The organism is Anaerotruncus colihominis, from assembly GCF_010206195.1.
In the GTDB taxonomy this organism is placed as follows: domain Bacteria; phylum Bacillota; class Clostridia; order Oscillospirales; family Ruminococcaceae; genus Anaerotruncus; species Anaerotruncus colihominis_A.
This window is the reverse complement of the sequence record NZ_VIQT01000021.1, coordinates 1-23,075: the sequence shown is the minus strand read 5'-3', so window position 1 is coordinate 23,075 and position 23,075 is coordinate 1. Positions and strand designations below refer to the sequence as shown.

17 protein-coding genes are annotated in these 23,075 nt (G+C 51.0%); 7 read left to right on the top strand and 10 right to left on the bottom strand.

The window, feature by feature from the left end:
- The first annotated feature begins 57 nt into the window (after positions 1-57).
- The gene (locus FMM72_RS14365; protein ID WP_162221829.1) at positions 58-492 is read left to right on the top strand and encodes an LptM family lipoprotein; all 435 of its coding nucleotides are present in this window, start codon (positions 58-60) and stop codon (positions 490-492) included.
- 511 nt (positions 493-1,003) lie between these two features.
- On the opposite strand, the gene FMM72_RS14360 is transcribed toward FMM72_RS14365, so the two are convergent.
- Together FMM72_RS14360 and FMM72_RS14355 are read right to left on the bottom strand one after the other, a co-directional pair.
- The gene (locus FMM72_RS14360; protein ID WP_162221828.1) at positions 1,004-1,585 is read right to left on the bottom strand and encodes a GNAT family N-acetyltransferase; all 582 of its coding nucleotides are present in this window, start codon (positions 1,583-1,585) and stop codon (positions 1,004-1,006) included.
- 22 nt (positions 1,586-1,607) lie between these two features.
- A complete protein-coding gene (locus FMM72_RS14355; RefSeq protein ID WP_162221827.1) occupies positions 1,608-2,426 on the bottom strand; it encodes a DNA alkylation repair protein in 819 nt (272 codons plus the stop codon).
- A gap of 409 nt (positions 2,427-2,835) precedes the next feature.
- On the opposite strand from FMM72_RS14355, the gene FMM72_RS14350 reads away from it, so the two are divergent.
- The 6 genes from FMM72_RS14350 (at position 2,836) to FMM72_RS14325 (ending at position 11,804) form a co-directional block, all read left to right on the top strand.
- Positions 2,836-3,144, top strand: a complete 309-nt coding sequence (locus FMM72_RS14350; protein ID WP_243157835.1) for a site-specific DNA-methyltransferase — start codon at positions 2,836-2,838, stop codon at positions 3,142-3,144.
- Positions 3,145-3,246: 102 nt separating this feature from the next.
- Entirely contained in the window at positions 3,247-5,070 is a 1,824-nt protein-coding gene (locus FMM72_RS14345) for a GmrSD restriction endonuclease domain-containing protein (protein WP_162221826.1), read from the top strand.
- Positions 5,071-5,135: 65 nt separating this feature from the next.
- Positions 5,136-8,402, top strand: a complete 3,267-nt coding sequence (hsdR, locus tag FMM72_RS14340; protein WP_162221825.1) for a type I restriction-modification system endonuclease — start codon at positions 5,136-5,138, stop codon at positions 8,400-8,402.
- Entirely contained in the window at positions 8,399-9,034 is a 636-nt protein-coding gene (locus FMM72_RS14335; protein WP_162221824.1) for a hypothetical protein, read from the top strand. Before hsdR ends, FMM72_RS14335 begins: the two co-directional genes overlap by 4 nt.
- Positions 9,031-10,449 (top strand): N-6 DNA methylase, encoded by a 1,419-nt coding sequence (locus FMM72_RS14330; protein ID WP_162221823.1) that lies wholly within the window; start codon positions 9,031-9,033, stop codon positions 10,447-10,449. The genes FMM72_RS14335 and FMM72_RS14330 overlap by 4 nt, the downstream gene beginning before the upstream one ends.
- Positions 10,449-11,804, top strand: a complete 1,356-nt coding sequence (locus tag FMM72_RS14325; protein ID WP_162221822.1) for a restriction endonuclease subunit S — start codon at positions 10,449-10,451, stop codon at positions 11,802-11,804. The genes FMM72_RS14330 and FMM72_RS14325 overlap by 1 nt, the downstream gene beginning before the upstream one ends.
- A 34-nt stretch (positions 11,805-11,838) precedes the next feature.
- Here FMM72_RS14325 and FMM72_RS14320 read toward each other — a convergent pair whose 3' ends face one another.
- From FMM72_RS14320 to FMM72_RS14285, 8 genes are all read right to left on the bottom strand, one after another.
- Positions 11,839-13,407 (bottom strand): DUF6348 family protein, encoded by a 1,569-nt coding sequence (locus FMM72_RS14320; RefSeq protein ID WP_162221821.1) that lies wholly within the window; start codon positions 13,405-13,407, stop codon positions 11,839-11,841.
- 15 nt (positions 13,408-13,422) lie between these two features.
- On the bottom strand, positions 13,423-14,472 hold the full coding sequence (locus tag FMM72_RS14315; RefSeq protein ID WP_160210637.1) for a suppressor of fused domain protein: 1,050 nt from the start codon (positions 14,470-14,472) through the stop codon (positions 13,423-13,425).
- A gap of 15 nt (positions 14,473-14,487) precedes the next feature.
- Positions 14,488-16,797, bottom strand: coding sequence for a DUF4261 domain-containing protein (locus FMM72_RS14310; protein WP_243157834.1), 2,310 nt, complete (start codon positions 16,795-16,797; stop codon positions 14,488-14,490).
- Positions 16,798-16,865: 68 nt separating this feature from the next.
- Positions 16,866-17,141 carry an immunity 17 family protein gene (locus FMM72_RS14305; RefSeq protein WP_207710360.1) on the bottom strand — a complete coding sequence of 92 codons (276 nt, stop codon included), beginning with the start codon at positions 17,139-17,141 and terminating at the stop codon, positions 16,866-16,868.
- 717 nt (positions 17,142-17,858) lie between these two features.
- Positions 17,859-18,518 carry a helix-turn-helix domain-containing protein gene (locus tag FMM72_RS14300; RefSeq protein WP_162221819.1) on the bottom strand — a complete coding sequence of 220 codons (660 nt, stop codon included), beginning with the start codon at positions 18,516-18,518 and terminating at the stop codon, positions 17,859-17,861.
- A 123-nt stretch (positions 18,519-18,641) separates the two neighbouring features.
- The gene (locus FMM72_RS14295) at positions 18,642-20,015 is read right to left on the bottom strand and encodes a sodium-dependent transporter (RefSeq protein ID WP_162221818.1); all 1,374 of its coding nucleotides are present in this window, start codon (positions 20,013-20,015) and stop codon (positions 18,642-18,644) included.
- Between the two features lie 382 nt (positions 20,016-20,397).
- On the bottom strand, positions 20,398-21,789 hold the full coding sequence (locus FMM72_RS14290; RefSeq protein WP_160211080.1) for a tryptophanase: 1,392 nt from the start codon (positions 21,787-21,789) through the stop codon (positions 20,398-20,400).
- Between the two features lie 1,010 nt (positions 21,790-22,799).
- Positions 22,800-23,075 (bottom strand): tyrosine-type recombinase/integrase (locus FMM72_RS14285; protein ID WP_162221817.1); only part of this gene is annotated, 276 nt, incomplete at its 5' end.

The window sequence follows — 23,075 nt, the reverse complement described above, 5'->3', positions numbered from 1 at the left end:
TAAATTGGACGCGGGATGCGCGTGCATCCCGCGTTTTTCCATGAGGAGGCAATCACAGTGAAAAATCGATTCCTGGCCATGCTTTTGGCCATGTTTACAATCGTCTCTCTGGCAGCCTGCGGCCAAAAATCTGACGCTGCCATCAATGAGATCAATACGTTTATCAGCGAAAATCTGTCTGCGGATATCACAGGCGACGAATATTATGAATGTGCTGTAAGTGCGGGGAGTGAGAAGAATATATATAATGTGTCTCTTACTCTCAATCTAACTTCTGAAGGCATGAGCGATGACGATTTATTTGATATAACAGCTTTTGAATCGAGCTATCTGATTGACAATGCGCTTGCCAATGCGCCGTATGCGATTGATTATACCCTGAACTACCTCAAGGACGGCAAGGCGTTTGCCACTGTCACGCGCCTGCATAACAGCAAGGAATTTATACGCGATTACAACGGAACACAGGATGTGTTCCAATTCCAATTGTAACCTGCTTTGTTCTGGTTCTTTGAAAAAATTCATCTGGTTGATTCCAAAGCAGCAGGACAGGCATGGGGCCATTTGATTAAAAGATAGCAACAGGATACATATAAAAATAAAAAAGGGCGCAGTTCAAAAGGTTGACACCTGATAAGGAAGTATTGAGGAACATTCAGATTGGGCAGCCGACAAGCGGAATGTGATAACAAAAGACGGGCTATCGGCGGTAAGCTGATAGCCCGTCTTTTGTACTGAGAAGGCCACGGCTATGCTGTGGCCTTCTCAGTTGACCAGCTTAGCAGCTTCCCGGCAACCGGTAAGCTGCTAAGCATATTTTATCTCCCTATAACTATAACATAATTGTTAAATTTTTAATCGCTTTTTAAGGGTTTTCATAGCCATAATATCCATATTTTACGCCGTATTTACAGTTTCAGAGCAAACAGATATCATACGGGTATCACAGATTTTCTCCTTGATTGCCGTATCTACATGGTGCTAGCACCATGTAATTATTACATCAATTGCGACAATACCGCATAAAAATCCTCTCATTAAAACCTTTTTGTTTACCGTGTTTTTCTGGAATACGCTTAAATTCCTCAAACCCGATACTCGTATAACATTTAATAGCGTAATTATTTATATCAGTAACATCAAGTACAAAATCTTGATAGTTTGTAAGCAACATACTTTCTTGAAGCATAGTTGTAGCAATACCTTGTTTGCGGTATTTTTTTCGTACTGCTACAAATTCTATGTATCCAGTTGTAACAGGATACTCAAGTTGCTTTTCAAATTCTTCTTTCAAAACAAAAGTACCAATAATTCCTTTAATAAACCCAAAATGCTTCTTCAAAGATACTTTTTCTGCTTTTGCGGCTCTGCCATTGCAATCAGAAATTGCCAACACTCCCGCAATATTTCCCTTTATATCTGCTACATAAAATCTTTCTATATTCAATCCCATTGCGATAGCATCCGCCACTTTTTGATAATCTTTACATAATATTGAAAAATACTTTTCAAATCCCTCTGCAATACATAACGCCACATTATTACGGTCTGTTTCTTTTGCTTTCCTTATATGCACCATTTTCATATCTCCTCTACGATGATTCCCTCTATACCGCTTCCTCTGATTTACGAAGCGTTCTTAAAGCTTTCTTAATAATGTATCTTGTTTCCTCCGTGTTGCTTTCTTCTTTCCATCTTTCACAGAGATTTCTAACAAATTCCGGTTGTGTTTTGCTTGCATCATTTAGCCAGTTTGCAACACTATCCCGAACATATTTGGATTTGTCTGATTTTAGAGGTTCTAAAATTGATAAAGCCAGTTCAGGAGTTGTTTTTAATACCTCAATGTGTTTACACCAAACGCCTCTGGGACGTGTAATCTCGCTTGCAAAACGCCGAATATATTCATTCTCATCCAATGCCCACTCTGATAATATGCTAATACTCTCATGCAGATTAGAAATGACCGAGGGGCGGACAGCTACCCATGCTTCTTCCCTAACGTTAAAATGACTGTCCCTTGCAAAAGCTTCTATTTCCTTAAGCATTTGGCTAAGACTCAAGGAATTGTTCTTTCCCACCATAAAACATCCCCAGCTACGAACCGAATCGGAGGAATGGTTTGCGATTATTTTTAAACATTCCTTGTCGCAATGTTTGTCAGCCTGCAAAAAAAGCCCCTCTCCAATCGCTTCGCTTATGGTGTTAGATGTCTGTTTTTTCAGTTGATTGACGTGTTCTAAAATAGGCTGCAAATAGATTTCTCTCTTATTTTGCAGCAACACAATGGAAAGTAATTGCCGCCTGTCAATCGCAAACCATTCTACAATATTTGCAGTTTCTATCTCGCCATGATTTAGCTTTTCTAGAATTTCCGGCGAAATATCCTTTGTTGTTCTGGCGCCTTTTCGCTTTATATCTTTCATACATTGTCCCCTCAAATTTCGATTTGCCGCTCGCTATCTTTTCTGACCCCCCTGCGGTCTTACATAATATTCATTCCTACTTCTATTCCATTTGTTTCCTCTTGATTATACCACTCGGGCTTGTCTGCCGCAAGGCGGCAGGGAAACCGGCAAAGCCGGTTTCAGCTTCGGAAAAAATCCGTGCCGCCTGCCACACTGGAACGGCGCAACTACCTATACCGTTTCCTCCCGCTTCTGTGGCAGAATTGTACATTGCAGTTGTGAGGAAGGCGGTGGGAACGTCAAAAATCAGCGAGGGTATTTCAAATGAATTGCTATTTGGATACCAATGCGCTATAATTTTTCTATATTCGCTTGCTGTGTAAAAATGACTGTTATAGAAGTTCAGCAGGTAAGAGAGGATTCATTTATGTCCACACTTGAATGGATTGGCAAGGATAAAGTCGTCAACCATCACCTGGAGGTTCCCTACCGGGTACTGGAGGAACAGTATACATACAACGCAGACCAAAGCGAAAACATGATTATCCGGGGGGACAATCTGGAGGCGCTCAAAGCCCCGCTGCCCCAGCACGAGGGGAAGGTCAAGTGCGTTTATATTGATCCGCCCTACAACACAGGCAACGAGGGCTGGGTCTACAATGACAACGTGAACGATCCAAGAATAAAGAAAAGGATTTTGGTATTGGTGGAGCCTATAAACTTGAGCAGTTTGTAGAAATTATGAAGGAACTATAACGTAAGACAGCTGGGGCATATTTGCCCGATTTGCTTTACCCGCAATCTTAATACTGGATGATGAAAAGGGAGATTAAGCATTATGGAAATAGAGAAGTACACCCCCAATTCATTGAGTGTCAGCGCAATTTTAGGTTTGATTGCATCGGGAGACATTGCAGTTCCGGAAATTCAGCGCCCTTTTGTTTGGAAGCGTACACAGGTACGGGACCTTTTGGATTCTCTGTATAAAGGCTATCCAACCGGCTATTTGATTATCTGGAAAAATCCCAATGTTCGATTGAAAGACGGAAGTGTTTCTGCCGGGAAGAAAATTCTAATTGACGGACAACAACGTGTCACCGCCTTAATGACTGCTATTGCCGGAATACCAGTTATCAATAGCAGCTACAAAGAAGACCGCGTCAAAATCGCATTTGACCCATTTCAGGCATTTTCTGATGCTCCTGATGCGGATATTTTTGCAGTACAGGACTCCAGCCATCTCAGGAGCAAGCGATGGATACCGGACATCGCGGATGTATTCAAAAACGACTTTTCGGTATTTTCTTTTATTACCCAATATTGTACTGACAATCCGGAAATGAAACCAGAGAAGCTGGACAGAATCATAACAAAACTTCGCGCTATTGGGAATCGGTCCATTGGTGTGATTGAGCTTTCAGAGCACTTGGATATTGATGTGGTCACAGACATATTTATCCGTATCAATTCCAAAGGCACTGCATTAAGCCAAGGCGACTTTGTTATGTCTAAAATTGCCTCGGATGAGATATACGGTGGCAACACTTTACGTAAGGCTATCGATTACTTTGCACACTTGGCGGTAGACCCCTCTTTTGCCAGGTTCATCGCTCGGGAGGACGCTACGTTCGCTGCTACCGAGTATTGGCCGAAGATTTCATGGCTAAAAGATGAACGGGACGATGTTTATGACCCGGATTATGATGATGTCCTTCGAGTGGCATTTATGCATAAGTTTCCCCGCGCTAAATTGTCTGATCTTGTAAGCCTATTATCGGGCCGGGATTTCGATACAAAAGAGTATCGGGAAGAGATTACTGCTGACACCTATGCAAAACTGAAAGCGGGCGTACTGAACGTATTCAGCGAGTATAATTTCAAGCAGTTTATGGCTGCTCTCCGAGGTGCAGGGTTCGTCTCCAGCAAGGTGGTTAGTTCACAAATGGCTTTAGACTTTGCGTATACGTTGTATCTCATACTTACCCGAACGAGAGAAGCATCTCCTGGCGAGGTGAAGAGGACAGTACAAAAATGGTACGTATTATCTGTGTTAACGGGACGATATAGCGCCTCGCCTGAGTCGGCTTTTGCTCGGGATATTCGTCTTATTAATGAAAACGGTGTGCTTTCAACCTTAAAAGACATTGAAGCGGCAACATTGTCTGACACATTTTGGAAAGTAGCGGTTCCGCAGAATCTCTGCAATACGTCGACCAACAATCCTTCCTATCTTGTTTACTTGGCGGCGCAGGTTGCGATGAATGATATTTCCCTATTGTCCAATAATCTTCAGATTCGTGATCTCCTCTTAACCGCCGCAGACGTCCACCATGTATTCTCCAAAGAATATCTTAAATCGCTGGGGTATGAGAGAGGGAAGTATAATCAAGTTGCAAATTATGCTTTTTTGGATGCACAGGTTAATAAATCTATTGGTAGGAAGGCGCCAACCGTGTATTTCCGGGAAGCATTGGCCCAGTGTGATACCGGGATAATCACTTGTGGTTCCATCACAGATCGGGATATATTGATGAAAAATCTGCAAATGAACTGCATTCCCCTGGAGGTCTTTGATATGGATGAAAGCCGTTATGGCGAGTTTTTGGAGAAGCGGCGGGAACTTATGGCTCAAAAAATCAGGAAGCACTATGAATCATTATAATGTGAAGGTGTTTTGGGAACGGGAAAAGATGTAAACGCCCTATCTTTAGAGAATGGAGGGATATCATGAACAGCAACTTTTGTTTTTTAGAGAAAGATTTCCCTGTTTTATTCAACTTTGGCCAGTTGGCAGAAGAATACTGTTACAGTGATCCCAACTCCTGCTTAATGAAGCTGGGGATGATTGGCGAAACAATCGTCAATCTGATGTTTACCTATGACCGGATTTCACTTCCAGACGATCATACAGCGGTAAAGCGGATTGATACCCTCTACTGTGAGGGCTTGCTGACACAGGATCTGGTGGATATTCTGCACGTTCTCCGCAAGGCGCGCAATAAGGCGGTTCATGAGAATTATGCTTCTGTCACAGATGCAACGGCGCTTCTGCCTATGGCGCACAGCCTGTGCGAATGGTTCATGCAGACTTATGGCGACTGGAATTATCAACACCATGAATTTGTGATGCCTGCTCCGCGGCGGCAGGCAAAGGCCATCGATCAGGCGGCGGAAGAGCAAACCGAAACCCGCTTGACACAGCAGGCCGTGACAAGAGCCGCACAGACAAAAGCGATTTCTAAAGACAGCCGCCGCAAGCGGGCCAGCCAGACGGCCAGCCAGCGCCAGAGGACCGAGGCGGAGACGCGGTTCCTCATCGACCAGCAGCTGCGGCAGGTGGGTTGGGAGGCCGACACGGAGAACCTGCGCTTCTCAAAGGGAACGCTCCCTGCCAAAGGTCGGAACATCGCCATCGCTGAATGGCCTACGGACTCCACAGTAGGAAATCATGGCTATGCCGACTATGCTCTTTTTATAGGCCTGCAATTTGTCGGTATCATTGAAGCAAAGGCGGAGCACAAGGACATTCCCTCCGTGATTGATTATCAGGGGAAGGACTATCCCCGCAATATTCGCGCGGCAGATGGGCAGTACCAGGTTGGGACCTGGGGCAGTTATAAAGTGCCGTTTACCTTTGCGACCAATGGCAGGCCATATCTGGAGCAGTATAAAACAAAGTCCGGTATCTGGTTTCTGGATCTCCGCCAGCCCTCCAATGCACCGAAGGCTCTGCGGGGATGGATGAGTCCGGATAATCTTTTGGAGCTGATGGATAAGGATATCGATGCAGGCAATCGGAAACTGGAGCAGATGGCCTTTGATCTGCTGCGGGATAAAGATGGGCTGAATCTCCGAGATTATCAGCTGCGAGCCATTCAGGCGGCCGAACAAGCCATCATGGATGGGAAAAATACGGCCCTGCTGGCTATGGCAACCGGTACGGGCAAGACCAGAACAGTGCTGGGCATGATCTACCGTTTTTTGAAGACCGGCCGTTTCAAACGAATCCTGTTCCTGGTGGATCGCACCGCCCTGGGCGAGCAGGCATTGGATGTGTTCAAAGAGGTCAGGCTGGAGGACCTGATGCCTCTGGCGGACATCTATAACATCAAGGGGCTGGAAGACAAGGAGATCGAGCGGGAGACCCGCATCCAGGTGGCCACCGTACAGGGGATGGTGAAACGCGTTCTCTATAATGACGGGGAAACCATGCCTGCGGTCAGCGACTATGACCTGATCATTGTGGATGAGGCCCACCGGGGCTACCTTCTGGACAAGGAGATGGGGGACACGGAACTTCTCTATCGGGATCAGAGGGACTACCAGAGCAAATACCGCAGCGTGATCGAGTACTTTGATGCGGTGAAAATCGCTCTGACAGCTACCCCTGCCCTCCAGACTACCAAGATTTTTGGCCAGCCGGTCTTCAAGTATACCTATCGGGAAGCGGTCATCGAGGGGTATCTGGTGGATCACGACGCGCCCCACGATCTCCATACCAGACTGCGCGATGAGGGCATCCACTATCAATCCGGCGATACCGTCACCGTCTACGACCCGGTGACCGGCGAAATCACCAACAGCGAACTGCTCAACGATGAACTCGACTTCGATGTGGAGCAGTTCAATAAGAAGGTCATCACCCGCCCTTTTAACGAGGCGGTGCTGGCCGAGATCGCCAAAGACATCGACCCGGAGAATCCGGAGGAACAGGGCAAAACGCTCATCTATGCCGTGGATGATCAGCATGCCGACATGATCGTGGACATCCTTAAGAACATCTACACTGAATACGGAGTGGACAACGACGCGATCATGAAGATCACCGGCAGCGTGGGCGGCGGCAATCCCAAAAAGGTACAGGAGGCCATCAAGCGGTTCAAGAATGAGCGCTATCCCAGCATTGCCGTCACCGTGGATCTGCTGACTACCGGCATCGATGTGCCGGAGATCACCAACCTGGTGTTCCTGCGCCGGGTGAAATCCCGCATCCTGTTTGAGCAGATGTTGGGCCGTGCTACCCGCCTGTGCCCCAAGATCCATAAGACCCATTTTGAGATTTACGACCCGGTGGGCGTCTATGAATCCCTGGAAGCGGTTAACACCATGAAACCGTTGGCGGCCAATCCGTCCGTCTCTTTTGGGCAACTGCTGGACGGCCTGGAAGTGCTGGAAGAGGAAAAACAGATCGAGTACCAGATCGACCAGATCATCGCAAAACTCCAGAGGAAAAAGCAGAAACTGGACAGCAAGACCATGGAGCATTTCGTCAGCATGACCGGCGGTATGGACCCCAGCCGGTTTATTCAGCAGCTGGGACAGGAGCCGCCTCAGCAGGCCCGCAGCCGCATTTTGGCGCATCGGGACCTGTTTGAACTGCTGGGGGAGCCTCGGGCCAACGGCGACCGCCAGGTAGTCGTCTCCGATACGCCGGATGAACTGGTCAGCCATACCCGTGGTTACGGTACCGGCAGCCGCCCGGAGGACTATTTGGACGACTTTGCCGGCTATGTACAGACCCATCTCAACGAGGTGGCGGCGCTGAATATCGTCTGCACCCGGCCGAAGGAGTTGACCCGGGCGAGCTTAAAGGACCTGCGCCTGACGCTGGACCGGGAGGGCTTCACCATCCAGCAGCTTAACACCGCCATATCGGAGCTGACCAACGAGGAGATGACGGCGGACATTATCAGCCTGATTCGCCGGTATGCCATCGGCTCTACCCTCATCAGCCACGAAGCCCGTATCCGCCGGGCGGTGGACAAGCTGAAAAAGGCCCATAAATTCACGGCTATCGAGCAAAAGTGGATCGGCCGCATGGAAAAATACCTCATGGAGGAATCCGTGCTCAATGTGGGCGTTTTCGATGAGGACACCCGATTCAGAGGTGAGGGCGGGTTTAAGAAAATCGACCGGATTTTCCAAAATAAGTTAGAAAGCATCGTGCTGGAACTCAACGAGTATCTGTACGATGACGGAGGGAGAACCGCTTGATAGAGAATACACCAATAAAGAGCGGGAATCAACGTATTGGGGAGTTGGCATTACGCACAGCACAGTGGTGTAACGCGTGCCTGTATCAATTTTTGCGCTTTATAGATGTCTGTGAAAAGCCCACTGAGGGGAAATTGCCTTGGGAGCAAGGCGAAATCAGCAGTTTGCTACAGGCGGAAAAACAGTTTCTGATCACAGCGGTCTATCAAACAATTTGTTATTTGGATGAACTGCAAAGGGCGTTGCAGAAAAAAGATGATCCCTCCCTAGAAGCTCTTTTAGATGCAATTGCCTCGAAAGAACAACGGGAAGAGATACGGCAGTGGCGTAATATCAATGAGCATGAAAGGGACTACATTAAGGGAACCGGTATTGCGCAAAAAAGACATCCAAAAAATCCAGACGCTTTTCTTTCTGACTTTTTTGTGGGCGTTACAGATGGCATGGTTTATATAAACGGGAATACAAAGGAGTTTTATCTGGGCCGTATCCGGATTGACCATCTGCTTTTTCGATTAAAAGAAAATCACTCTGACATTTTAAAGAGAACGAAAGAGATTTTTGGCACTTACTATTATGGGCTTACGCCTCAAGACGCGAGCGCATATTTACCACAGGAGGAGCGGCCATGACCACCCAGGAAATTGTATCCAAGCTCTGGAACCTCTGCAATGTGCTGCGGGACGATGGTATTACCTATCACCAGTATGTCACCGAGCTTACTTATATCCTGTTTTTGAAGATGGCAAAGGAGACCGGCGCGGAAAGCCAGATCCCCTGCGCATACCGCTGGAATGAGCTTACCGCTAAAAGCGGCATTGAACTGAAGAAGTTCTATAAAGAGCTGCTCGTTCATCTGGGAGAAAACTGCACCGGCCGGGTGCGGGAGATCTATCAGGGTTCCGCCACTAACATCGACGAGCCCAAGAACCTGGAAAAAATCATCACCGCCATCGACGGCCTGGATTGGTACTCGGCCCGGGAAGAGGGTTTGGGCAACCTGTACGAAGGACTGCTGGAGAAAAACGCCAGCGAGAAAAAGTCCGGCGCCGGTCAATACTTCACCCCTCGCGTCCTTATCGACGTGATGACACGGCTGATGAAGCCCCAGCCCGGTGAGCGGTGCAACGACCCCGCCTGCGGCACCTTTGGATTTATGATCGCCGCCCATCAGTATGTAAAGGAGCACACCGACGACTTTTACAATCTGGATTCTGACCAGGCCAGGTTCGAACGGGACGAGGCCTTTACCGGCTGCGAGCTGGTTCATGATACCCATCGTCTTGCTTTGATGAACGCCATGCTGCATGACATCGACGGCCAGATTTTGCTGGCAGATACCCTGTCCAATCAGGGCAAGGCCCTCCACGACTTTGATCTGGTGCTCACCAATCCGCCCTTCGGCACCAAGAAGGGCGGCGAACGCGCCACCCGGGACGACTTCACTTTCCCCACCAGCAACAAGCAGCTGAACTTCCTCCAGCACATCTACCGCAGCCTGAAGCAGAGCGGCAAAGCCCGGGCCGCCGTGGTGCTGCCCGATAATGTGCTCTTTGCGGACGGCGACGGCGAGAAGATCCGCTGTGACCTGATGGACAAATGTGATCTCCATACCATTCTCCGCCTGCCCACCGGTATTTTCTACGCCCAGGGCGTCAAAACCAATGTGCTGTTCTTTACCCGGGGCAAGAGCGGCAAGGGCAACACGAAGGAGGTCTGGTTCTACGATCTGCGTACCAATATGCCCAGCTTCGGCAAGACCACACCGCTAAAAAGGGAACATTTCGCAGACTTTGAGAAGGCTTACAAGGCTGAGGAGCGCCATGCTGTGCAGGATGAGCGGTGGAGCGTCTTTACCCGGGAGCAGATTGCTGAAAAGGGCAACAGCCTGGATTTGGGCCTCATCCGGGATGACTCGGTGTTGGACTACAACGACCTGCCCGACCCGGCGGACAGCGCCGAGGAGGCCGCCGCCAATCTGGAAGAGGCCGTCGACCTGCTGATGAGCGTGGTGAAGGAGCTGCGGGCGCTGGAGGTGCAGGACTGATGGCGAGAGGGCGAAAAAAAGAAACCCTGACGCCAGAAGAGCGCTTGCAGGCGGCGTTGGTGCCAGAGAGCGAGCAGCCGTATCCGGTGCCAGGGAATTGGTGTTGGGTTAGACTGGATAGCACTACTTTAATAATAATGGGGCAATCTCCTTCTGGAGCGGATACAACAGATGACAGCAGATGCACGCCTTTAATTGGTGGTGCTGCTGACATGGGTGATGCATATCCCAAGGCAACGCGTTATACGAAGGTGCCAACTAAAGTGTCCACTAATCAGGATTTAATTCTATGTATACGCGCAACATTAGGAAAGCCTGTGTATTCGGATAAAGAATATTGCCTTGGCAGAGGCGTGGCGGCTATTAGACCTTGTATAGGAGATCGATCGTTTTACAAATATTTTTTTAATGCGTTTGAACAATATTTGTATGATAATGCAACAGGGACGACCTTTGCTCAAGTGAGTAGTCAAATCCTTCAGCAGATGCCTTTACCGCTTCCTCCCCTTCCCGAACAACAGCGCATTGTTGACCGCATTGAAAGCCTGTTTGCCAAGCTGGACGAGGCCAAACAAAAGGCACAGGATGCGTTGGACAGCTTTGAAACCCGCAAAGCCGCCATCCTCCACAAAGCTTTCACCGGCGACCTCACCGCCCAGTGGAGGAGAGAACACGGCGTAGGGATGGAAAGTTGGAAAACGCATAAGTTAGTAGAATGTTTTGAAATCGTTTCAGGAATTCAAAAAACTCCTGCTCGTAGTCCCAGAGATAATCCAATCCCGTATCTGGCAGTAGCAAATGTGTATAGAGACAAAATTGATCTTTCGGATATACGGTATTTCGAGGTGACTCCGGAAGAACTTGAAAAACTCAAACTACAGGATAAGGATATCCTTATCGTAGAAGGAAACGGTAGTGGTAACGAAATCGGTCGCTGTGCAATGTGGCATAATGAATTACCTCTCTGTATTCATCAAAATCACATTATTCGGATGAGAAATAAAACAGCAGATGTTTTGCCAGAGTATGTGCTTTCTTATCTAAATAGCCAAGCTGGAAAATCCGTTATGCAGGAGCGAGCCAAAACCACTGCGGGGCTATTTAATCTGAGCGCAGGAAAAGTTAAGACTATCCCACTATCATTTGCTTCTTTAGACGAGCAAACCGAGATCGTCCGTATCCTTGACAATCTCCTTGCCAAAGAGCGGCAGGCCAAGGAAGCCGCCGAAGGGGTGCTGGAGCAGATCGGCCTCATCAAAAAAGCCATCCTCGCCCGCGCTTTCCGCGGCGAGCTGGGCACCAATGACCCCAGCGATGAGAGCGAAGTTCTGGCCTTGCTACAATGTGATTCCTGATAAAAAATCTTTAAAGATCAGCAGGCGCGCGATCCTATCGGATTTCAAAGCCGCCGCCTACATGGTACAGCAACGCTGTCAACTTGGCGTCCTTGAGATGCGTCTCCTTCTTTTGCATCTGGGAGATCGCATTATAAATAGAGCTGACACGGATGTATTCCTGATAGATGGCATTGGCTTCCTCGCCAAAGGCCCCTTCCTCAAACAGTGTAAAGAGCGCGTGATGCAGGGGCCAATAATCCGCGAGCTGGTTTTTATAGCATGTCGCGGCCGGCCGGCCTCCAACAGAGATATCGATCGTCTCGGAATATGTAACTTCATCAAAGGCGTTTTCTGCGCAGATTTCCGGCAGAAAGGCATAGCACTCCGCTGCCAGAGTCGGATCCTTCAGGGCTTCTTCCAGCCGTTGGGGCAGAGAATCGTACAATTCCTGATTGTCGCAGGCATGAAACATCTGCGCTGCTGTTTTCACCTTGTGCTTGAGCCGTTCCCGGCCATCCCAGCCAAGATATGCGTTTGGCAAGGTGGTTTCCTCCTCTTGCCGGATGAAGAAAAATTGTTTGTGGGATGCAAAGCCCTCAACATCCCATTGCTCAACCAACCCAGCCACCAGGGCGCTTAACTCCTCGCTTTTGATATCGTCAATACGGCATTCGCCGGTCACGTCGTCCCCGGATTTAGCGCCGTACACCTTGACATAGCACAGCTTCTGGTTGCCAAGACGTTTGGCGATGTGTTCGCTGAGGATGTCCCAGTAATGGGAAGGGCTATCAAGATCTGGCGAATCGCCCATGCCAATCACGTCGCTGATGTAGGCGCGCCAACGATGCGGTTTGCCGGCAAAGCTGGTTTCCAGCTCCAGCGCCTGTTCCCGCCGCTCCATCAGGCCGACGCCCTGTATAAACGAAAATAAAAACGAGCCGCAGGCCATGCCAAGGGCCTGCTTGGGGCTGCTGCCCATGCCGACGGAGCATTCGAACAGTTCCTTGCCCCATTGCGGCGCAAAGAGATAAAAATTCAGCACAATGCCGTTCTCTGTAATCTGTTCGATCTCCGGTGTGATGGTCAGTTTCCAGTCAGGGCACCAGATATGGTCGCCCTCGACTGAATTTTCACACCCCAGGCAGTCATGAAGGCTGACCCGCAGCAGGTAATCGAGAGCATTGTGTACATCCAGCGGATCGCTTTCATAGCGGGCGACGATTTCCCGGGTTTCCACAGCTGTATGACATGCTGTCAGCAGTTCGCGGCAATCAGCCCCAAAAGCCTGTGTCTTTGGGTCGTCGGAGATGAGGCTGAGTACCTTGCGAAAATAGGGGATCGCTTCCTCTTCGCGGTTGAGATAATATAGCGCGTATCCCATTCGAAAGTGCCAGTTAGGGTCGTCCGTCCCCTGTGCTTTGGTAGAGCGCAGCAGGGAGACGGCCTTTTCATATGGTTCTGTTTCGCCGGCCGCTCCAATATTTCCATAGGCCCGGGCCAGCAGGCCGGTCAATTCATATCCGCGCTGTTCTGGAGGGATGGCTTCGATCGCGTCGATAATCTGTTGGAACTGCTCCTGCTGGTGCCACTGCTCCAATTGGTCGAAAAAAGCCTGGTCCATTTTTCATGCTCCTTGTTATTCAATGATATTGATTACATTTCCGTCCCTGTCCGTAATACGGGTTGGGACAAGCTCAACCGTCAGCGGCATAACCTTCATGCCGTATGTTCCCGCATGAGGCGTAAGCAGCCCGCACAGCTCCTCCAACGCTTCGCCTGTCAGCGTCAGTTTAGGGATCTGCTCTGCGCATACAAACGCCGGCCTGGCGCCGGGCTGGAACTGTACGGATCTTTGCTGTCCCTGCAAAAAGAGCGTTTGCCCTTTTCCGACGCGCGCCTTGAGCATGTGCGCCAGTGTTTTTGCATGGCCGGCACCTATGCGCAGCGTTCCGCGGCCGTCCGCCCATTCCAGACCAAGCTCATCCATGTGCAAAAACGCGGTGGAGGAGCCGTCGCGCTCCATCCCGGCGCGCCATGCGTCATAAAACGTCGGCGTCCTTAGCAGGGAATCCCGTTCGAGGCCGGCAACGCACAAGGGTAGAAAATGAGCAATCAAGGCCAGGAATTTTTCTCCATTCCAGCACATCATGGCATCCATCTCATCCTCAGTGATCGCCACTGCCTGTAAAAATATAAAATGGCCGTTTGGCGTGTCAAGCGCCCCCAGCTCCGGGTCCACGCAAAAGCCGAGCGCTGTAAGCAGCGTGTCTGTTTCCAGGGCGATTGGTCCGTTGCAGTTGATATGATGCCCGGGTCCAAAGGCATTGCCGCTGGAGAACACATAGCGCGCCAGATTTTGAAGCAAGCTGACCGGCCAGACAGGCGGCGAGTCCTCCACGCCTCGTCTAAGACGAAAGGTCAGCTCAAACCCATAGCCGCTTTCATCTGGGTCGCAGCTCTCCTTTTCATACAGCTCGGTAAAGCCGTATGTAATATAATGCCAGTGCGGGACGCCATGCTCGCTTTTCCAGATCTCCACGCCGTCCAGCGGATCGCCGCCGCCCAAGACATAGGGGATGGGCGTGCCGTAATAAACGCCCTCCTGACCGGGGTATAAGGCCCGTGCCGCGCTGGAGATAGCGTCAAAGCCCGCTTGCTCCGGCTCTGTATAATTTTCTTTGTCCATGCTGGCTTCCTCCTGTCAGTCCGCCGCGTTATAGCTGATTTTCAGCGTCATGCCCGGCAGGGAGACGCCTTCGCTGCGTGTGATTGTGTGCTTGTCGTTTGCGGAGAAGCCGATGGTTTCGCCATCCTGCAACACTACATCGTATTCCAGCACGTAGGAAACCAGGCTGGCCAGAAAGTCGCGCACCTGCTCCGGGCTGTCGCCGGCGTCTAGCACCTCCATCTCGTCCTTGCCAAACACCGGCATTCCATAGGTGTAGCCGCATACCCCGTTTTCCGTCCGATAAAGTCCAAACCAGATCCAATTGAAGATGGGAAGCTCATCCTGTTTCATCATCTCCGCGAAGCCCTGATAGAACCGCGGCTGAAATACGGTTCCGCTGGTATACAAACCGGTGGCTGCGGCCTGCTTGGAACAGCAGGACATCACCTGTACAAACAGCCTGCCCCGCTCGATCAGGCCGGCGTCTTTGCCCAGTATGGCTACCATGATCTGAGCCTTGTGCGCTTTGGCTGCATCAACCGCTCCGGGCCACATGTAGTTGTTGGCGGCATTCTGTTCCGCCTCGCCGTCCGGTACAGGCGAAGGCGTCATACTGACAGCGGCCATAATATCGCCGATGGAAAAGACGAGCATGTCGTCGTGCAGCTCGCCGCCTTCATCGTCCTCGACCGCCTCGATTCCCCAGTCCGCCTTGAGATCGTCGATCAATTTCTGCTTTTCCCATTGTGCATCCGACAGAAGCACAAAGCCCACAAAGGAACCGGCTGCGCCCTCGCCGTCGGATTCAGGCTGATCCGTAAGGTCCTCCCCGTCTTGGTCCTCTGCACTGTCCCCACCGATTGCGCCGCGATCCAAAAGCCGAATTGTGCCCACATCCCGGCGGAAGGTGTGGAAGCTGGCCCATTCAAGGGGACTGTCTTTAAAAAATGCGGCGGCCGCGTCGAGCACAGCGGGCAGATCCCAGGCGATGAAATCGAGATAGCCGCAGAAATGACCGGAAGCCCCGCCCAGGAAGGTCGCTGCGTCCGTGCCGGCCGTTTCTGCAACCGCCGCTTCCAATGCATCGCGGAAATCGAGGATCAGCTTGCTGCGGTCAGATTCATCCGCGAAGCAGTCCAGCGGATAACACAAAAAGCCCGGAACCGCACCGTCACGGTGAAAATCGTCCATCATGCCGCTTTCACCGTTCAGATACGCATTGACAAGCGCCGGGCAGCGCGTGGCGCCTGCAAATACATCCATCCGCCAGTCTGCGTCCGGGTCCCGATCCGGCTCCATCCGGTAGGCGGTATACGCGTTTTCCAGATATTGCTCCGGATCAAGCTTTAGGGACAGTCCCAAGTCCTCCAAGGCATGTGGAAGCTTTGAAAGCGGGATGCCGGGCGCGTCCTTTGGCCCGCCGAGCACGTCAAAGCTGTCGATCAGCGCCATTGCCGGGATTTCGCCCAACACCTGATCGGTCAGGGTAGAGAGCAGCCACCAAACCTTGCCGTCATCCTCCCGAAGCAGAGGCAGCAGCTTTTCACAATAAAGCTCCAGGGAGACGACCGGCCGGTCATCTCCGGCCTTTTCCACCCATGCCTGCACCTGATTTGCCGAAACCTCCAATCCGAACGAGCGCAGGTAAAACCCATGGGAGAGCTGCCGGCCTACCAGTATATTCCAGTTGCTTGAAAGCGAGGCCGGTGCGTGCCGTTGAAAATAGACAAGCTGGAACAGTTTGGCCCGGTTGCCTTCCGGTGTGAGAATCAGCTCATATTTTTTGCCGTTATAGCCGAGTTCAAAGCTCACGTCCGCGAAGGCAGGGGAAAGAAGCTTTGTGCATTTGGCGATTAATTCCCCGGCTATAGCCGCCTGGTCCTTCTGATCCATCAGGCGGCGCAATTCACCTTCGCCGTGCACAAAGGCGTTCCAGGCGTCAACTGTGCGCTGTCGGAAATTCTTTTCAAAACGCGGCAAGGACAGCCGCCTACGGCAGTCGTCAATGAATTGTTCGGTATCCTCGTCGCCGGGGCGGGCGTCCAGGGCCTGTTTGAAATAATGGAGCGCCGGGCCTTCCTGATCCAAATAATAGTAGGCATAGGCTATCCTGAAGTTCCAATAGTGATCCCCTTTAAAATAGTCCTCATGTGGCTTGAGCAGCGAAATTGCCTTTTTAAAAAGCGGCGCGTCGTCCACATCCGCCAAATTGTTATAGGCGCGGGCAAGCTCGCTGTCAAGCTCCGGAGTCCGCTTTGCATCCGGCAGCGCCTCGATCGCGTCAATGATCGCCTGATATTCGCTGTTTTCGTTCCAGATCTGACATTGCTCCATCAAGGTCATATTGATTCCTCCCATATCGTCCTGATGCGTTCGCGACATGTAATCCTATCAGCGGAAGAACCGCTGCCCTACAAAAGCGCCCATAAAACAACGCCGCACACGGCAATGACCACTCCGGAAATAGCTGTGCTCACACGCGCGCCCTTCTCGCCGAAATGGCGATAGGCAAACGCGTGGAGTCCAAAAGGCTTATGCCCTGTAGGGTCCCATGTCCATCGCCAGTTAAAGACGCCGCCGAACACAAAAACCAGACCGGCTGCGATGACAAAGAGCTGCCAATGCCTTGAGAGAAAGGGAGACGCCTTTTCCATAAATGCGGTATAAAGCTCACTGATCGGATTCATATGAAGCACCTCCTTTTTAAAGCGTTTCCTTCGCCGCGTTTGCCGCGGACAGGCGGCAATCAACTGCCCGCTCTGCGGGCAGGCGCATTTTAATCAAGCGGCCCCGCGCCGGGGACGGCGCGGATGGCCAATTTTTTATAGATTGCACTTCGCAATCTATAAAAAATCCCCACAGTATTCCGCCGCCTGGGCAGAAACTGCGGGGATGGAAAAGGCCGCGGCAAAGCCAACGCTGCGGCGGTCTGAACGGCCGCGGCGGAAATACGGCTTTGCTGATCGGTCGCGGCCAATGGCTGCTTATCGGCTGCGGATTGGTTTCCCATGTGACCCTCTTGCGGGCGGACGCCCATTATGTAAGATTGGCAACGGCGATCGACTCCCTGATAGTAATGTGAATAACGGTGGGAGACATCCGCTTGCGGTCCCTTGTATAGGGACTGTTTAAAAAATCAAAATACCTGTCTTTTCTATAAACAGGGGTGAATGCTGCGTGAAAAAGCCTCGGAATCCGAAAGGACGCCTGCGTTTTTTGCCTTGCGTTCTCCTGCTGTTTGCGAACAACCCGGCAATTCCTCTATTTTCAAACAAGCCCTAATGACCAACTGTTTAAATTGGTTTTTATATTGACCATCATACTAAAAAACAGTCAAAGATGCAAGATCAATCTTATGAACGGAGATTAAAATAGTGGGGACAGGCGAAGCCTGTCCCCACTATTTATGACTGCTGTTCCTGAAGCTTGCTCAGATAACGATAGATGCTGGTTTCTGTTGTTTTCAAAGCAGCCGCCAATTCGGCGATGGCTCCCTTGACCAAAAAGATCCCCTTTTCATCGAGCGTGTGCACCACCTCCATTTTTTCCTGATAACTCAAGCGGGTCGGTTCAACACCGAAGCGGGCGAGTTCCTCCTGGATGGTATTGGTGACAAGCCCTTCCACCGAAACCTCAAAGCTGTTATAGAAGGGGGCGCCTGTTTCCGCCTCATAGGGATGGCTGCCGGAAATCATCACATTCAGGATATCGCGAAGCTCCACGAGCCGTTCGACGTTGACGTTGACTGTGATCATACCCTGGAGCTTCTTTTCGGGGTTGTTTTTCAGAAAAAAGGTAGCCGATTTCAGCTTGTGCTTGCTGCGTGAAATGGCGCGGTAATCAACAATGAATTCCTCTTTTTCATAGATGCGGGATTCCAGAAAGGTCCGTTCCAGGGAACGCATTTCGCTCCCAGGGACCATCTCATCGTCAAGCGGATTGAGCACCTGGTAGACCACGCGGTCCTCCACGTCATAAAGGACAACCTCTGTATTTGTACCAAGTATTTCTGTAAAAAAACGCATTAAAGGAAGAATCGCGTCCAGATGTTCCTTCCGCTCCATTGATGGTTCACCTCAGATTCTTATGTGGGATACCCACTTTTTATTATAGTGTACTAAAATTATAGAGGATTGTCCAGTATTTGGACGAAATTTAAGCGCCCGGCGCAGGGCCGGGCGCTCAGATTAAAATCGGATAACGCCTATGAGCTGGAGAAACATGAAGAAGATGGCGACAGGCGCAATATAACGGATGGTGATGGTGTAATACCGGTTGATTTTCAGCCCTTCGCCTATATTCGCCTCGTCCAAAAGCGTCCCTGGCTTGAGCACCCAGCCGGCAAGCAGCACCATAAGCAGAGCCCCCAGGGGCAGAAGGATCGCTGAGACGACGGTGTCGTTGAAGAAATCGAAGATGGTCTGCCCCATAATCAAAACATTGGCCAACGGACCATAGGACATCATCATCACGGAACCGATGGCAAAGACAATACCTGTTACAATCCAGCAGGAGAACCTGCGGCTCAGATGAAATTCATCCACCAGATAGCCCACAATCGCCTCCATGATGCAGATGGTGGAGGTCAGGCAGGCAAAAAACATCATGATGAAAAAGATTGTGGCGAATACCATGCCGAATTTCATCTGTGAAAAGATTGCGGGCAGGGTGATGAAAACGAGCGGAGGTCCCATGCCCGCTTCGATATTAAAAGCAGCGGCAGCAGGGAAAATAATCAGCCCAAACAGGATCGCCACAACAGTGTCGCCAAGGACAACCATGAGCGTGCTGCTGCCAATTGTCTTTTTGCGGTCCAGATAGGAGCCGTAAACAACCAGATTTCCGCATCCAACGCCGAGCGCGAAAAACGACTGCCCAATGGCCGCCATAACCGCCTCACCGTTGAGGCTGGAGAAATCGGGAAGAAGATAAAATTTAATGCCTTCTCCCGCCCCGGGCAGCATAATTGCGCGGACTGCGAGAAAGATGATAAACAAAAACATCAGCGGCAGCAGGATATTGCAGACCTTTTCAATACCGCCCTTGACGCCGCGCAGGACAACCACGGTTGTGATCAGCAGCATGACGGCCAGCCAGAGCAGCATCTGCCAGGGATTTGCCGTAAAATCGCTGAATAATGTAACCACCTGGTCCGCCGCCATGCCGTTGTATGCGCCGGTGACGGATTTGAGCAGGTATGCCACTGTCCAGCCGGCGATGCCGCAGTAAAAAGACAGGGTAAGCGTCAGAGCAATGACGCCCAGGATGCCGACCAGGTACCACTTCTTTTTGGGCAGCAGCTTTTTTAAAGCGCTTGTATAGCTTGTGCCGGTTTTGCGCCCGATGGTGAACTCTGTGACCAAAACAGGGACCGCGACCAGAACAAGCGCCGCCAGATAGACCACGATAAAAGCGGCCCCGCCATGGCGGCCGACCAGATAAGGGAATTTCCAGATGATGCCCAGGCCGATGGCTCCGCCCATCGACGCCAATACAAAGGAAATCCGGCTGCCGAATTGTTCGCGCTGCCCAGCGGCCGGTGTGTTTTCAGGCTTTCCCATTGTCGTCCCTCCTATCCTTAACGATAAGGATCACGAAGACCGGCGCAGCGCGGGAACAAAATAGCAATTGAGCTTGCGGCAATCCAAAGGGGAAGCGCCGCTTTGCATATTTCTCTGCTTGACAGACAATGGTATCGGGCATATAATGGTCTCTTGGAAATCAGAACTCCGGCAGTGGATGCAGCGCCGGTTTTCTGCCCGTTCCGCCGCCGGAAAGTGCCAGCTTTCCGGCGGTTTTTTTGCGCCAAGCCGTTCGATGGATGCATCACGGTATTCATCCAAACAAAGCGGGTAAGCTCTTTGTTCCGGCAGGTCTTCTTGGTTCTGTTTCTTTTGGTGGCCGCGCCGGGGTTGAAACCCCGGCGCGGGTGAGAGAGAGGGTTTACAGCAGCTCGAACCCGGCGGTGAAGTGGCGCAGGGCCAGAATGGGACCTTCGTAGACCAGCTTCATGCCCTTGTACGAGTCGCGGTGCTGATAAATATAGTCCAATGCATCCACAATGCAGTCAAGATGGCTGTTTGTGTAGACGCGGCGAGATACGCAGATGCGCATGGTTTCCAGGGAAGGCCAGATCGGCTCGCCGGTGACAGGGTCCTTGGAACCGAAAGCGCAGGCCCCCATTTCCACGGCGCGGATACCGGCTTCCTCAAAGAGAGCCACAACCAGCCGCTGCGACGGGAACTCATGCTGCGGGATATGCGGGAAGAAGCGGCGGCCGTCAACATATACGCCGTGCCCGCCGGTCGGCTCCACGATAGGGATTCCTTTTTCCTTCAGGCGGTCGCCCAGATATTTGACCTGATTGATGCGGTATTCCAGATAGGATTCTGTGCAGGCCTCCTGCAAGCCGACGGCCAGGCCCTCCATATCTCGGCCAGACATGCCGCCGTAGGTGATGAAGCCCTCATGGACGATGGCCATCTGATTGGCATATGTAAAGAATTCGTCGTTGCGAGTGACAATCAGTCCGCCGATATTCACAAGGCCGTCCTTTTTGGAACTCATGGTGGCAGTTTCACAATAGGAGAACATCTCCCGGGTGATTTCCTTGATCGGTTTGTTTTCATAACCGGGTTCACGCGTCTTGATAAAGTAAGCGTTTTCAGCCAGGCGGGCGCTGTCGAGCACAACCGGGATGCCATATTTTTTGGCGAATTCGCTGACAGCACGGATGTTGGCCATGGAAACCGGCTGTCCGCCGTTGTTGTTGCAGGTGACAGTGACGATGATCACGGAGACGGAATCCTTGCCGTGTTCGTCGACAATCTTCTGCATCTTGCTGATGTCGATGTTGCCCTTGAACGGTTCCGCCGCGCTGGAGGCGTCGAGCCCCGCATCGATGACGCAGTCCTGCGCGATGGCGCCGATCAATTCGGCGTTGCCGTGGAACGTGTCAAAATGCATGTTGCCCAGAGCGAATTTGCCGGGCTTCGCGTAATACTGCGCCATAATATAATCGGCGGCGCGGCCCTGGTGGGTGGGCTGCACATGCGGCATGCCGAACACATCGCGCGCGGAAGCCTCCAGTTTGTAAAAGCTCTTGCAGCCGGCATAGCTTTCGTCGCCGAGCATCATGGCGGACCACTGCTCGGAGCTCATGGCGGATGTGCCCGAATCGGTGAGGCAATCGATGTACACATCCTCCGCTTTCAGGCGGAAAGCGTTGTACTGGGCGCGCTTGAGCGCCTCTATGCGCTCGGCGCGGGTGCTCTTTTTGATGGGTTCAACAACCTTGATGCGGAAAGGTTCTGCGTGCTGGAAATTAGGCTCCATAATTCTGACACTCCTTTAAAAAATTGACTTTAGGTATATTTTTTATTTTTGTGTTAAAAATAATAACTTAAAAATAATAAATTGTCAATGATGTAATTATAAATCAATTTGTGTAATAAAAATTATCAATATTAGACAAAGCGGATCTATGAACCCATATGTGCTCCGGCCTGTAAAAAACAAAACAGCCCTCCGAACCATGCCTGGCTCGGAGGGCTGTTTTGGATCATGTGCAGCGTTCAGTTTTGACAGTACACGAAAAAAGAAAGCGGGTGCGGGCGACGTTCAATCGCCCGCACCCCAAACTCAAAACGCGGCATGCTTACTGTGCCAGATGATAGAGAGGAGTGGTTTTCAGGTATGTGGCAGGCACATCCGCATACAGCGTTATGGAGGGCGGGCTTCATGCTTGGCTGGGGACGCTGTTGGAAATGGTAAAACGGCCAAACGCGGTCAACAACATAATTTCCGTTATGTTGTACCCTCCGAACCATGAACCATGCCTGGCTCGGAGGGCTGTTTTGGATCATGTGCAGCGTTCAGTTTTGACAGTACACGAAAAAAGAAAGCGGGTGCGGGCGACGTTCAATCGCCCGCACCCCAAACTCAAAACGCGGCATGCTTACTGTGCCAGATGATAGAGAGGAGTGGTTTTCAGGTATGTGGCAGGCACATCCGCATACAGCGTTATGGAGGGCGGGCTTCATGCTTGGCTGGGGACGCTGTTGGAAATGGTAAAACGGCCAAACGCGGTCAACAACATAATTTCCGTTATGTTGTACTTTGCCTGCTCCGCAGGGCCCCGCAATCGTCATTATACTACATAGCTTGTCAAAATAGCAATACCCTTTTCCAAATAAATCCTTTCATGTCAGCTTTCATACACAGATTCCAGACCGGCCGAGGAAATTTTGCGGCCGGTCTGTGTGTGTATCCTTTTTATTTGTTGGTGAAACGGCAAGCAGCTTCTAAATGAAGTCAACAGCCCGCATAATACAACATAACGGAAATTATGTGATCACAAGTCCCAGGCGTTCTATTTGCCGGCGGTGCGCCGCGCCGCTTTCCACCGTATAGATGCGTGTGGTGGAAACGTTCGTGTGCCCCAGAATGTCGGCCAGCCGGGACAGATCCTTTTCGAGAGAATAAAAGGTACGTGCAAATAAATGGCGCAGGTTGTGTGGGAATACCTTGCCCGCCTTGACGCCGGCGCGCTTGCACAGCGCTTTCATATCGCGCCAGATGTTGGAGCGGTCGAGCGGTTTTCCCGTCCTTGTGATGAAGAC